The 14,025-nt window shown below is 49.5% G+C and carries 9 protein-coding genes and 1 riboswitch; all 9 genes read right to left on the bottom strand.

The genetic code is table 11. The features are described from left to right. Positions 1 to 48: 48 nt before the first annotated feature. The 9 genes from NYE50_RS02250 to NYE50_RS02210 all read right to left on the bottom strand — a co-directional run bounded on the left by NYE50_RS02250 (position 49) and on the right by NYE50_RS02210 (position 14,010). Positions 49 to 1,770 (bottom strand): pyruvate oxidase, encoded by a 1,722-nt coding sequence (locus NYE50_RS02250; RefSeq protein WP_224988874.1) that lies wholly within the window; start codon positions 1,768 to 1,770, stop codon positions 49 to 51. Between the two features lie 57 nt (positions 1,771 to 1,827). Beyond that, the gene (locus NYE50_RS02245) at positions 1,828 to 2,274 is read right to left on the bottom strand and encodes an NUDIX hydrolase (RefSeq protein ID WP_017419242.1); all 447 of its coding nucleotides are present in this window, start codon (positions 2,272 to 2,274) and stop codon (positions 1,828 to 1,830) included. A 53-nt stretch (positions 2,275 to 2,327) separates the two neighbouring features. Then, a complete protein-coding gene (locus NYE50_RS02240; RefSeq protein WP_025649980.1) occupies positions 2,328 to 4,148 on the bottom strand; it encodes an APC family permease in 1,821 nt (606 codons plus the stop codon). Positions 4,149 to 4,304: 156 nt separating this feature from the next. After that, a riboswitch (cyclic di-AMP (ydaO/yuaA leader) is annotated at positions 4,305 to 4,451 on the bottom strand. 134 nt (positions 4,452 to 4,585) lie between these two features. Further along, positions 4,586 to 6,691 carry a cellulose biosynthesis cyclic di-GMP-binding regulatory protein BcsB gene (locus NYE50_RS02235; RefSeq protein WP_224988875.1) on the bottom strand — a complete coding sequence of 702 codons (2,106 nt, stop codon included), beginning with the start codon at positions 6,689 to 6,691 and terminating at the stop codon, positions 4,586 to 4,588. A 5-nt stretch (positions 6,692 to 6,696) separates the two neighbouring features. Further along, positions 6,697 to 7,965, bottom strand: a complete 1,269-nt coding sequence (locus NYE50_RS02230) for a glycosyltransferase family 2 protein (RefSeq protein ID WP_224988876.1) — start codon at positions 7,963 to 7,965, stop codon at positions 6,697 to 6,699. Then, positions 7,958 to 9,685 carry a DUF2334 domain-containing protein gene (locus NYE50_RS02225; protein WP_224988877.1) on the bottom strand — a complete coding sequence of 576 codons (1,728 nt, stop codon included), beginning with the start codon at positions 9,683 to 9,685 and terminating at the stop codon, positions 7,958 to 7,960. Before NYE50_RS02225 ends, NYE50_RS02230 begins: the two co-directional genes overlap by 8 nt. Further along, a complete protein-coding gene (locus tag NYE50_RS02220) occupies positions 9,675 to 10,523 on the bottom strand; it encodes a diguanylate cyclase domain-containing protein (RefSeq protein WP_159353793.1) in 849 nt (282 codons plus the stop codon). Before NYE50_RS02220 ends, NYE50_RS02225 begins: the two co-directional genes overlap by 11 nt. Further along, on the bottom strand, positions 10,504 to 11,589 hold the full coding sequence (locus NYE50_RS02215; protein ID WP_224988879.1) for a lipoprotein YdaJ: 1,086 nt from the start codon (positions 11,587 to 11,589) through the stop codon (positions 10,504 to 10,506). Before NYE50_RS02215 ends, NYE50_RS02220 begins: the two co-directional genes overlap by 20 nt. Before the next feature lie 234 nt (positions 11,590 to 11,823). Continuing rightward, on the bottom strand, positions 11,824 to 14,010 hold the full coding sequence (locus NYE50_RS02210) for a DNA topoisomerase III (RefSeq protein WP_094296448.1): 2,187 nt from the start codon (positions 14,008 to 14,010) through the stop codon (positions 11,824 to 11,826). Between the last annotated feature and the right edge of the window lie 15 nt (positions 14,011 to 14,025).

Below are 14,025 nucleotides of genomic sequence, written 5' to 3'. Positions count from 1 at the left end.
AAATAAACAGGCATGCTGCCTGTTTATTTTTTTATAACCGCCGGCTTCTTAAAACAGCCGTTTTAAGCTTTTCTTGAGTGACGGCATTTCGATTTTTTGGTTTTCAAAGAAGTTTTTCAGCATGTATTTGCTGAAGCCTTTCGCTTGGCCGTAAGTGATTTTTCCCGGAAGCGGCGGCTCGTCGCCGATGACGGCGTCAATGACGACCGGTTCATTTGAGTTGAGCGCTTCATGAAAAGCGGGAGCCAATTCTTCGTGTTTCGTCACTTTGATCCCTTTTGCCCCGCAGCTTTTTGCAAAAGCGGCATAATCCACATTTTGCAGCTGGGTGACGTAGTCAATGTTGCCTTTGACTCGCTGTTCATATTCAATCATGCCTAAATTTTCGTTGTTTAAAATGACAACTGTAATCGGCAGTTTATATTTAACAGCCGTCGGCAGATCCTGCATCACCATTGAAAATCCGCCGTCTCCGCAAATGGCGATGGACTGCCGCTCAGGTTCGGCAAGGCTTGCGGCAATCGCTCCCGGAAGCCCGCATCCCATCGTGGCGAGCCAGCTTGAGACGATAAAGTCCTGCTTCTTCATCTTAAAATGGCGGGCCATCCACACCGTAACCGTTCCGACATCCACTGACAGGACGGCGTTCTCTGCGGCCGCATCCTGAAGCCGGGCAATGACCTGCTGCGGCTTGAGCGGATGAGTCGCTTCGGTTTCATCCTTTTCGATTTCCTTCCACCAATGCTTCATGTGCTCGGTGCAGGCGTCCAAAAATCTTCTGTCTTCTTTATATTCAATGTATTCCGTCAGCTCTTTCAGCCCCAGAGCCGCATCACTGACGATTCCCGCATTGACGGGATAGCGCTTGCCGATTTTCGCCGGATCCGAATCAAGCTGAATGGCAGGCGTATCATCCGGGAGATAATCCCTGTATGGGAACGATGTGCCGAGCATGATCAGCAGATCGCATTCCTCCATTGCTTCGTAGGCGGGCTTTGTGCCGATTTGTCCGAGATTCCCGAGAAAGTGGGGATGGCTGTCAGGCACGACGCCTTTTGCCGGAAGGGTAATGACAATCGGAGCGGCCGCTTTATCGGCGAATGCGAGCAGCTCCTCTTTTGCTGATTTTAACCCTTGGCCGGCGAGAATGACCGGTTTTTTTGCGTTGTTAATATATTGCGCGCATGTCACGAGATGTTCTTTTTTCGGCTCTATATCAGCTTTGAGGTATATCGGCGATGTGTAAACCGGCTCCCGTTTGATTTTTTGCGCGAATAAATCATCAGAAACGGTTAAAACGGCAACGCCTTTTTTGCTGTAAGCCGTGCGGATCGCCTGATTCAGAAGATCGGGCAGCGCTTCTGCCGTATGTACTTGCTGGTTGAATACCGCCACGTCCTCAAACATTTGCTCTAATTTGATTTCCTGAAAGCTGTCACGGCCGATTTCATCGGAAGCCACCTGTCCCGCAATCGCCAGCACCGGAACGCCGTCCGCTTTGGCGTCGTATAAACCGTTCAGCAGATGAACGGCCCCCGGTCCTGCGATTGAAAGGCAGACACCGATCTGCCCGGTCAGTTTTGCCTCAGCCGCGGCGGCCAGGGCTGCGACTTCTTCGTGCCGGGTTTGGATGAATGTCAGGTTATTTCGTTCATGTCTCAGTTCTTCGATAAATTCATTAATGCTGTCTCCGGGAATGCCGTATATATGACCGACTCCCCATTGTTCAAGCAGCTCCGTCATTACGTGTCCTGCTGTTTTACTTGGCATACTGCATCCTCCTTTTACCTGTATTCATCCCCTTTTTCATACGGGTTGAAACACGGGCTATACTCTCAGCTTTTTTCTCAGCAGATCAAGGATGGATAACAGATTTCGGTCTTTAAGGACTGCCTTACGATTTGCCGCCCCATTGAGTCCGTCTTTTATTTGGAGTTTCCTGTTCGGCACCATGAACAGCGGCAGCCGGTTTGGGGAAAACCAGCGTAATGCGGCGGTTTCCGGCCCGTTCATCAGCGGTGTTCCTCCGGTAATGGCTCCGATGAAGACATGTTGTGTATCTTCAAATGCCGGCCTTTCATACTCACCGGCTTTTTTTATGATGGTCACGTTATAACCGGTTTCTTCGAAGGCCTCTCTTACGGCTGCGGATTCAGGTGTTTCACCTTCTGCGATCCTGCCCCCGGGCAAATCCCATAAGGGAATGTCTTTTCGTTTTACGAGCAATATGTCCCGCCCGTCATTTTGAATGATGACAAAAGCGCCTTGAGCCATGGCGTCCTCCTTTACAAAAAAGACCGCGGCATTTCAGCCTGCGGTCTTTGCCGTTACTTTTTAAAATGATACGGCAGGGTGGCGACGATGATGTCCTTCTTCCAAAACAGCCGGACTCGGAGTAAAAAGGCTGATTGGTTGTGAAGGATGGTCTGCCAGCGTTTTTTCGTAATGAATTGCGGAAACAGCACCATCACGGAGAACTGTTCTTTTTTCGCTTTTTGTTCGACCGTTTCTAAAAACTTATCAAACGGGTGAACCAAACTGCGGTATGAGGAATGCAGGGTGACGAGGCGGACGCCGTTATGAAGTTCTTCCCAGCGCTTTTCCACCTTTTTTTCGTTTTCTCTGTCAAAGGAAACATGAACCGCAATGACCTGATCCGATAATGATTTCGCATACTGAATCGATTTTTGGACGACGGTGGTGACACCGGCGACAGGCACGATGACGACGGTTCCCCTGATTTCCTCAGGCTGCTGATCAACGACCCGCAGCTGTTCGCCGACCGCGGTGTAGTGATTTTTAATGACGAAAAACAGCATGACGACAGCAGGCATGAATAACAGCACCGGCCAGACAAGATTGAACTTCGTCGCGAATAAAATACACAGCACCATAAATGAAATGGCGGCGCCGCATGAGTTGATCAGCATTTTTACCGCCCAGCCCTTCGGCTTCTGCCTGATCCACTTGATGCACATTCCCGTCTGCGACAGCGTAAACGGAATGAACACGCCGACGGCATAAAGCGGAATTAAATGTTCCGTGCGGCCGCCGAATAAAAGAATGAGCAAGATGGATGCGATACCGAGAAAGATGATTCCGTTTGAAAATCCTAACCGGTCGCCTCGTACCGTAAACATTCTCGGCATATACTGATCGCGCGCTAAATTAAACGCCAGCTGCGGAAAAGCGGAAAAGCCCGTATTCGCCGCAAGCACGAGAATCAAGGATGTAACGCCTTGAATGAAATAATACACCGTATGCCGTCCGAAAGTTTCCGCGGCGATTTGCGAAATAACGGTCTCGTCATGCTTCGGTCCCGTGCCGTATCCGTACGCCAGCACCGTAATCCCCGTAAATAAGATCGCCAGCAGAATCCCCATCATGGCCAAAGTGCGGGCCGCGTTTTTTGCCGGAGGATTTTTAAAGGCCGGGATCGCGTTTGAAATGGCTTCCACACCGGTCAGTGCCGAACAGCCGGATGAAAAGGCCTTCAGCAGCAAAAACAGCGTGATGCCCGCCACGGGTGTGCCGATTGGTGTATGCTCGGCCGGATGAACCTGGCCCGTCATGAGCTTAAACAGTCCGACGACGATCAAAAGGACAAGCGCCGCCACAAACAGATAGACGGGATACGCCAAAATGGACGCCGACTCTGACAGTCCTCTCAAATTTAAAATCATAATCAGAATTACAAGCAAAACAGCAATGAGCAAATGATACGGGTGCAGGGCCGGAAATGCCGATGTAATGGCGTCAGTTCCGGCAGAAATGCTTACCGCCACCGTCAGAATATAATCAACAAGCAATGAGCCGCCCGCAATCAGACCCGGCTTCTCACCAAGGTTTTCTTTTGAAACCATATAAGCGCCCCCGCCTTGCGGATAAGCGTAAATAATCTGTCTGTAGGACAGAATCAAAGCAAGCAGCAAAATGAGAACGCCGGCTGCGATCGGAATGGAATACCAAAACGCGGCCGCGCTTACCGCAGCCAAAATGATCAGAATCTGTTCCGTTCCGTAAGCAACTGATGACAGCGCGTCTGAAGAAAGCATGGCGAGCGCCTTGAGTTTCGTGAGTTTTTGCTCTCCGGCCGCCTGTGATTTCAGCGGTTTCCCAATCAAAAATCTTTTGATTGAATGGTACATTTGTTGTCTTCCCCTTTTTTTCATTTTCCGTTTGATTTACAAACCCTTACTGCTATGATGTCTCCGAATGCTGATTGCATGCCTTATTTCAGCACAGCAAAAAGACACAGAGGCAAACGGATGCCCCTGCGCCATAATCGTGCACAGGTTTCATTCATCTCCTCTCATGAACGCTTACGAAGTTAGCTGTCGGATTCGGGCTGATGAGAGTTGGCCCTACCTGAAAAAGGATTCACCCCAAGCGGCATCACGCGCCGCAAATTGGTTCCCCCGCTCTGATTACAGATTAAGCGATATAGATTATAAAAGAGATCATACTCCCGTCCCGTTCAGTTGTAAAGGGGCTTTTATGCTGTTTCAAAAATAAAAAAACCGCCGCCAGAAATGGAAATAAAAATACAAAAAAAGAGGCCTGTTAACGGCCTCTTTTTCCTTCATTACTCTTCGCTTTTTTCATGATCCGTTTTTCTTTTTTTCCTTCTTGCCGTCAGCCAGATCAGACCGGCCGCAATGATCATAAGCGCCGCGAAAACAGCGATATACGTAACGTTCAGTGCTGCGGACCCGCTTTTCGTATCAGCCGCCGGACTGCTGTCATCGGACTTGATTTGCTGATGATTCGAAAACAGCTGCCGGCCGGCCGTTTCGTTAATGACGGTTGCGGCATCGCTTGTGCTGTCTAAAAAGCTGATCAGCTCTTTTGTGACAGACGCGCCGCTTCCTGATAACGGAGCAAAAACAGCGATGCTCCGGCCGGAGTCCCAAGGTGATTCCTGTGTAAACGCGACTTGTTTCGTTGTCTCATTCAGCATTTGAAACGAAGAGACATCGTAAGCTCCGCTGCGGTCTGAGGGCACGAGAAGCTTAGAGGCGTTTGATTTCAAAAGCGGAATTTGCGGCAGGCCTCCGATAAACACAACATTCCGGCCTTTGGCGTCCGCTTCCTTCATGTCTGATGCCGTCTTTACGGTAAAGCCGTTTCCGAATGAATCCGCCACCAGAGAAAGCTCTTTCAGTGTCTGCATGTTTACGTCATCCGGGATGACGATCACTGTTTTCTCTTTCCCGCCGCCCGCAAACGGGAGCGGCCATTGCCCGAAATCAGCTTTCTGCGCCGCATCGCTTACCGGATACGTCAGCGTGCTGCTTTTATCAATATAGACCCATTTGTTTTCGTCACGGTCGATACACGGATTGTTATGTTTCAAGCCTGATGTGACAAATTGCAGATCAATGTACCTGCTGCTTCGCAAAAGCTTCGGATCAATCGGGATTGAGACGTGGTAAAAGCCGTCTTTATCTTTATTGCCGAGATCATCAAGACGCACCGCATTCGGCTGTCCGTTGACCATGACGTTCAGCTCCGCTCTCTCGGCGTCATTTGCTGAATCCGCCTTCGTCCGGATCGATTCCGACGTTTTTAATGTAAGTGAAAGCTTGACCTTACCGTCTTTATCAACAGCGGCCGCCGCAGGGTAAAAGAAGTGCTCTGACGCCGTTTTGTTTGATCCGATCGTTACATTTCCCGCGCCGAAGTCCTCTAATGTCAGTTTATTGCCTGTCTTTTCCGCAGCGGGCTGAAGGCGGCCGATTGTCAAAGTATCTCCGCCCAGCTGAGCTGAATAAGCGCTGTCTGTGATGACGCGGATTTTATCCGCCAGCGTTTTGTCTGATTGCGCCGTGACAAACAGGACGGGCTGCCGTTTGTCCCCTGATGTCAGAACCCGTTCAGCGAGAAGAAGTTTGTTGTCTTCCGCTTTGATGTTCCCCTGTTCGAAAAGTTCTTTTATTTTCCCGTTCCAATGCTGATCAGCGCCGATGACAATTGACGGATTGCTGATTTTGCCGGCGTCGGATTCTTTTACATAGGATACCTTCAGCCTGCTGTCTGCCGTTTTCAGAAATGCTTCTGTTTTGACTGCGGCTTCAGCTTCCGCCGAGGTCGGTTTGTCAGGAAGAATAATATCGGTTTCTTCACCCGTATTGCCTGATTGGGCAAACGGATACGGGAAATGGCCGAGATCCGCTCCCTTTGACTTGCTTGCTTCTGAAAGTACAAGGCGGCTGTCCGGATAAATTTTTATCCAGTTGCCTGACGTATCCTGCCTGACGCAGACGCCCTCTTTTAATACGCCGTAAAATCGTAATGATACATTGTGATAGCCTTGGGCGGATTGGCTTTTGCTGAGATTGAGCTTCACCGTTTTCCGCTTGGAACTGCCGTCAAGCTTTATAGATTTGACGGGTTCATCATCAATGGCGATGGTTAAAGAAGACGGGGCAATTAATAAGTTTGACGCCTCGTAATCAATCAGAAGCGACTGATCGGCATTCGAAGCTCCCGCAGGAATCTGATAGGTCAGCTCTGCGCTGTCTTTCGCCCCGTACAGTGTCATCAGATCGCCAGTCAGCGCCTGCTGCTCTTTTGCGCCGGCGCTTGTTCCGAGGGCGGAACCGTCCGTTTTCAGTTCCCGGGCCGCGGCCGCCTGCCCGTTATACATCAATAGCAAAAGGCCGGTTATCAATATGATCGCTTTTTTCAAAAAGGTCACCCGCTTTTATTTTGATTGTATCGCTCCGTTTTGTACCACTTGACTTCCTGCTTGAACAAGCGGTGCTTGATCTCTGTGAATAATGACCAGATGACGAGCACGATCCAAGCCTGAGAGTATGTAAAGTACATCAGAAATACGATAAAGAAGTTTTGTTTGTTCATTTCTGTTTTTTCAATGCTTAAAGTAATCATGACCTCAGTCATAAACAGGAAAAAGGCCAGTATCCACAAAATCATCGCCAAAAACCCGACTGCCAGATGCAGGTCGTAAAAAAGATTGATGATAAAAATCGTGTTTGACATGATCACACCGAAGAAAAACAAAAAATACGTAAAAAAGAAATAAAACAGATCGAAGATGATCCGCTTGCGTTTCAGCTTGAAAAATTGGGATAAAAACTTGAGAACGACGTATTGGTTGCCGCGCGCCCATCTTGTCCGCTGACGCCACCACACCTTCCATGTCTCAGGCTCCTGCTCCTGCTCCCATGTCACGGCCGCCGGGAAAAAGCGGATATGGTAGCCGAGATTATACACGCGGATGGTCAGCTCGGTATCCTCCGCCAGCGCCTTATCATCCCAGCCGCCGAGCTGTTCGATAATGCTCCGCCTGATCGCGAAGTTCGTCCCCGGGATGGTGGCGATTTTGAACCATTTCCATCTGCCGCCCTGCGCCATCCACTGAAAGCAGATGGTTTCAATATTGATAAACTTTGTCAGGATCGTTTTGGCCGCGTTGATGACACGGAATTTCCCGACAACCGCTCCCGCTTTCTCATCATTCATCAGACCGAGAACCAGGTAGTACACCGCCATTTTTTCCGGCGTATTGTCCGCATCATACACGCAGATCACGTCTCCGTTCGATTCCGCGAACCCTGAGTTCAGCGCCGAAGATTTTCCTTTTCCGGCGTTCGGAGGCTTTGTGATGACCATTTTAATGAAGTCATACTGACGGGAAAATTCATTGACGATGTCTCCCGTCCGGTCGGAGGAATTATCGTTAACGACGATGATCTCAAGCCTGTCTTTCGGATAATACAGGTTCACCATCGCCTTCAGCGTCTGCCTGATGACGACCTCCTCGTTATGCGCGGGAATGAGCACGCTGACCTTCGGGAGCTCCCCCATCTTTGCGCGCCATTTCGGAATGTTCCGTTCGAAGGTCATATAATGCCTGAATCCGCCCTGCATCAGAAACATGTGATAGAGAAGCATCACCCATATTAAACTTAATGAGATAAAAAACAGAATGTTACTCAAGGCTTCTTCTCTCCTTAAAGATTCGTTTTTTTAATGTGGCGCGCAAATAAAGAACGTAGCAGGCGAACATGATGATAAACAATAACACCACGCCGGAGAGAATCCAAAGCGCTTTTTCCAGAGGCGTCTGCTGATGGTGATTGAAAAAGGCCGTTATCGGATGAATCTTGTTTTCCACATGAATGGTTCCGTCTCCATCCGTTTTGATCCTGACGCTGTCCGACGTTACCGTTTGCTTCGTTTTCTTCAGATCGAGCCACTCGCCGCCGGGAATCCGCTCCATCTGATTGACGAGCTCGGGGAGGTATTTCATGCCGAGATACGGATGGTAGAAACCGCCCGCCGTTCCGCCGCCGAAATCAATCATCTGCGAAATATGATTCTCCATATCTCCGAGCGGATTTTCCTTTGAGTTATCGGCATAACCGATTGTTTCAGGGTACAGCGTCATCCCGTCCAGCATAGCCGGCTTTGAGACGAACGGAGGGGCGCCCGAGGTTTTCCACGTCGTGCCGCTGAGCTGCACTTGTCCGAAAATGCTGGAGAAATAAGAAGATGCGATTTTGTAGCCTTCTTCAGACATCGTATAGTGCGGCGCTTCGAATGACAGCGGGTAAAGGCCGAGTTCTGTCAGATCGTCAATCGCCTGCTCCAGCTTCGTTCTCGTGTAGATGTTTTCTTTTTCACAAAAAGGCTTCACATACGCCCGGTACGCTTTTTCATTCGGAAAATCCTGTTCCTTTTCAAGCTTGACCGGAGTATCATCCGCATTTTCTGACGTAATCGGCTGATCCGCTTTGGCATCCCAAAATTCAAAGCCTTCTCCCGTTTCGCTGTACCGGTATGCGTGCGTGTAGCCGTGAATAATGATGCTGCCGCCCATTTGCTGAAGTTTTTTCAGGACACTTACCATTTTCGGCTTGTCCGCCAGGTATACTTTTTCTCCGTTTTCCGGATTGAGATAGACCGGAATGACTGCCAGAATAAACGGAATGTGTCTTTTATGCAGGTAAGCGCCCGCTTCGTAAAGCAATGTTTCATCTGACATCGGACTGATGTCTTCAAGCCGCAAGTAAAGGAGGGTGCCGCCTTCTGATTCTCCGAAAGCGCTGCGCAGCGCTTTCGCCGTCAGAAACGAATCATTTAACAGGCTCGTCACACCGAAATAATAGTCAGAGCGCGCCGTTTTCCACATAAAAGGGCGGGTGCTGCCGTCACCGGACCGGTATGTATAAAGGGGCTTTCCTTTTACTCCCGATACGCCGAGCACGGACATCCCTTTTTCAAGCGGCATGTCTGTTTTTTCTTCTTTGCCGTAAATGCGGTATACCGTTTCTTTCTCTGTCAGGGACAAACCCGCAAATTGGCGGAACTGTCCGGCGTTATAGCCGATGCTGATAAGCTGCTGCGGCATGCTGCCGATCAGCGACACAAATGGTTTGCTGAGCTTTTTCTTCGTGACGCCGTAATAGATGACGCGCCGATTCTTTTTGAGGTCGGCGGCTGTGATATCTCCGTCGCTTTTCACGGTCACGGCGGATGAGAAATGGCCCGCGATCAAATCAAGCATTTTGACTTCAGCGGTTTCTTCGCCGTCCGCGCTTGTATAAATAATGAGAATGCCGTCCTTTTTGTCTATTGCTCCCGCCGTACAGGGAATATAGACCGCCGAAATCATGAAGAGCGCCGAGAGTAAGAGACGTATCCATTTAGAGTTCATTCATCATCATCTCGTTTTCCAGTTCATTTAAAAATTGCTCGGCCGTCTGTAAATCCTTTCGGTACGCCAAGTAACATACACGGAAGGTGATGGAGACGTATTTACCGTTTTGCAGCCGGTACGTATCCAATTCCTTTTTCAGCTTCGCCAGAACGGCCGGCATGTTTTCTTCAGGCGTATGGGTCAGCACGATGCCGAACCGTTCGGCGGACGGCCTGAATTTTTTGTCTGTTTCCCGAACGCTTGACCGGATTTGGCGGCTGATAAATGCCAGCAGGCGGTCGGTCTCTTTTTCTCCGTAGAGGGATTTGAATTCCTTGAAATAATGCATGTGCAGCAGCAAAAAGACGAAGGAATTGCCGTAGCGTTCCGCCCGCTTGATTTCCTCAGAAAGCTCCAGCTTCATCCGCAGATGGTTGTCAAAGCCGGTCACCCTGTCGACGGCGACAAAGCTCGTAATCTCTTCACGCAGCTGTTTCACTGAGCGCTCAAGCCCCTTCGCCAACTCGTGAATCCTTCCCGCTATGTAAGAAAAGACGAGCAGCGCAATCCCCCAAATGACCAGCACCTGCAGACTTTCGGCACCGGCAGACGCCATAAAGCTCCCGGTCTGAAACCACAGGAGCAGGCTGCCGAGAACAAATAAGACGAGTAAGGTGATGACGAGCGCGTAGATTGCCCCGAACCATATGCCGGCTCCCGCAACAAGCAATGTGATGCAGGTTATCAGAAGCCCTGCGGATTGCTGAGACGCATAGTAAATAAAAAAAGACAGCAGCGCTAACATAACTGCTGTGTAGCTGCACAGTTTTTGTGATTCATTGAATGATATTTTCATTAAACAATTTCCTTTCAGCCAGAAGCGGCAGCAGGTTATCGAAAGAATGTGTATCGCTCCCGCTCATATAGCCGCCGTAATCGGGTTTCAGCGTGTCCAGTGTTTCAAATGAAGTCATTCTTTCATAAAGCGGCTTGATGACAGCCGGATCAGCTTTTTGTTCTGCTAAAAAAAGAACGGCCAGGGCGTAAACGGACGGTGATTCGTATTGAACCGCCGGCTTCTTCGTGTCTGCGATGTACCGTCCGTACAGCTGTCCGCGCGACTTCCATTCTTCTATGATCCATTTTGACAGCACGGCGGCTTTGTCATCGCCCCGCTTCAGATTCACGGCGGCGTACAGCTGGTCGATGACATTCACTTCGCTGTCATATTTGTATTCCTTTGTTTCAGTATTGAACGATTTCGGCAGAAAACCATTTTTCAGGGGCGCAAGATTGAGAACATCAAGGTTCCGGTTTTCCGTTTTCTCATCGATAATCCCCTTTTCTCTGAGCATCTGTAAGGCGCCGGGGTCGACATAGGACAACGTCACGGTCTTTGATGCGGCATTTGAAGCGGCATCATAATAATCCGTAAAATACCCGTCATTCGTATTGTATTTTTCCAGCGCCTTCCCGATCTGCACCGCTGTTTTCCCGTATTCACTGTTACCCCACAGGGTTCCGGCCTCATTCAGACAGTTCATAATTCTGAAATCGTCAATTAAGGCATTGGTGCCGCTCGCTTTATTCCCGTCAATCTTCCACGACACGAGCCCGTTTTTCGTCAGAAACGAATCGGTGAGAAGCTGATATTGCGCTTGAAACTGCCGTTCATCTTTCCTGTTCAGCAAAAATGCCATCCATAGTCCGAGAGACTCAGATAAATATTCCGGCTCACCGGCTATGTTCGTCCGGATCATCCCCCGCCCGTTCATCAACTTATGATAAATAAAATGCTCTGCGGGCTGAAGCGGTCCGGACGGTTCGGCCGCCGCCTGTTTTTCAGTACCGGCCTCCGCGCACCCCGCCGTCAGAACGATCGAAATCAAAAGGATCATCAGACGAAAAACGAATTGCTTCACAGTCCATCCTCCTATTTTATAAATCCTTTTTTAGACCCATATCTTATTTTTTCACAAAGTATTTTTACTATATAGGAAACGATAAAAGAATACTAGCATTTTTTCACATTGGGAAATTTTAAATGAGGGCGCCGTCTGCTCACCTTTTCCCTCTTCGTCTGGATCGCATTCCCATTTACAGTTAAAAACACAACAAAAGGCAGCATTTCGTTACAAATGCTGCCTTTCTCTGATCTATTTATCCAGGCCGAGTTTTTTCAGCTGTTCTGCCAGCGCGTTGTTCATCGGCTCCTCTTTGTTTTGGCTTTTCATATAAGAGTTGATGTCCCGCTTGGATGCGCGTCCGGATTTATCTTTCGCCTTGCGCTTTTCAAAGACGGACAGTTTCTCCCGGTGGCCGCATACACATGCGAAGGTTTGGCCTTCGCCCTGGCCGCGAAGCTCCATTTTCTTATGACAGTTCGGACAGCGGGCGTTTGTTTTTCTTGCCAGCGTTTTCCGGCTGCCGCACTCACGATCCTGACATACGAGCATCGTGCCGCGTTTGCCGTTGACTTTAAGCATCATTTTGCCGCAATCAGGGCAGGCGGTGCCTGAAATGTTGTCATGTCTGAAAGTTTGGCTGCTGTTTTTGATTTCCTTCACCGTTTTGCCCGCATATGTTTTCATGTCTTTAATGAACACGGCGGATTTCAGTTTGCCCGCTGCGATGGCGGAGAGCTTTTGCTCCCACTCAGCGGTTAAGGCCGGCGATTTTAAATCTTCCGGGACGAGCTGTAAGAGCTGCTTCCCTTTTGACGTAATGAAAATATCTTTTTCTTTTTTCTCGATTAAGAAACTGTTGAACAGTTTTTCAATGATATCAGCCCGGGTGGCGACTGTTCCGAGTCCGCCGGTTTCACCCAATGTTTTCACTAGGTTCTTCTCTTCTCCCTGCATAAAGGCGCTTGGGTTCTCCATTGCGGATAACAGCGTGCCTTCATTAAAGCGCGCCGGCGGTTTCGTCTGTCCGCTCGTTTCTTTCAATGATGAGACAGTGAGGCGCTGACCCTGCTGAAGATCCGGGAGCGTCTGGTCTTTGTCTTCCTCGTGATCGTCGTCATCCTCGTACATATCATACACGGCTTTCCAGCCAGGCGATTGAACCGTTTTCCCTTTTGCGGTAAATGTTTCGCCGCCGATATCGGCTGTAACCTTTGTTTCTTCGTATTCGAACGCCGGCATTAACACGGCGAGAAAACGTTTGGCAATCAGATCGTAAAGCTTTCGTTCTTTGTCGCTGAGGCTTGAAAGGATCAGCGGCTCCTCTGTCGGAATGATGGCATGGTGATCCGATACTTTCGCATCATTGACGAATCCTTTATGCGCTTTGACGCCCCGCTTCAGTATTTGATTGACGTACTGTGCGTACGGCTTAACTTCCATGCCGTTTAAACGGTCTTTTAAAGTCGGCACGATGTCTGCGGAAAGGAATCTGGAATCTGTCCGCGGGTAAGTGACAAGCTTATGCTGTTCATACAGCTTTTGAAGCACGGACAGCGTCTCTTTTGCGGAAAAACCGAAGCGCTTATGAGCGTCCCGCTGCAATTCCGTCAAGTCGTAAAGACCGGGAGCGAAGCTTTTCTTCGCCGTTTTTTTCAATTCTGAAATGACTGCCGGCTTTCCTTGCAGATCTTTTGTCAAACGGCCGGTCACCGTCTGATCGAACGTTCTTGTCTGCTTTGTTTTTTTATCCTGCCATGTCAGCGTCATCTGATCAGCCGCCGCGCGGAGACCGTAATAAGGAACGGGTTTGAACGCCTGAATATCCGCTTCACGCTTGGCGATCATCGCCAGTGTCGGAGTCTGAACGCGTCCGCATGACAGCTGTGCGTTAAATTTCGTCGTCAGGGCGCGGGTCGCGTTGATGCCGACGATCCAATCCGCTTCCGCTCTGGCAACCGCGGAATGATACAGGTTTTCGTACTCTTTGCCGCTGCGGAGCTTCTGGAATCCTTCTTTAATCGCCTTATCCGTCACAGAGGAAATCCACAGCCGCTTGATCGGTTTGCGGACGTTTGCCTTTTCGATAATCCAGCGGGCCACAAGCTCCCCTTCCCGTCCTGCGTCTGTAGCGATTACGATCTGGCTGACGTCTTTTCGGACAAGCTGAGCTTTGACCGCATTGAACTGTTTTCCTGTTTTTTTAATGACGACGAGCTTCAAAGGCTCCGGAATAATCGGCAGATCCTCAAGCCGCCATGATTGAAATTCTTTGCCGTATCCTTCAGGGTCAGCGAGCGTTACCAGATGTCCGAGCGCCCATGTGACGATGTAGCGGTCGCCTTCAAGATATCCGTTTCCTTTTTTATGACACTTCAGCACGCGGGCCAAGTCCCGGCCGACTGAAGGTTTTTCAGCTAATACAACTGTTTTTGACATGCTTTTCACTTCTCT

Source organism: Bacillus sp. EU55, from assembly GCF_038005925.1.
Classification (GTDB): domain Bacteria; phylum Bacillota; class Bacilli; order Bacillales; family Bacillaceae; genus Bacillus; species Bacillus velezensis.
Note: the sequence above shows the minus strand (reverse complement) of the source record. Positions and strands in the feature narration are given on the sequence as shown.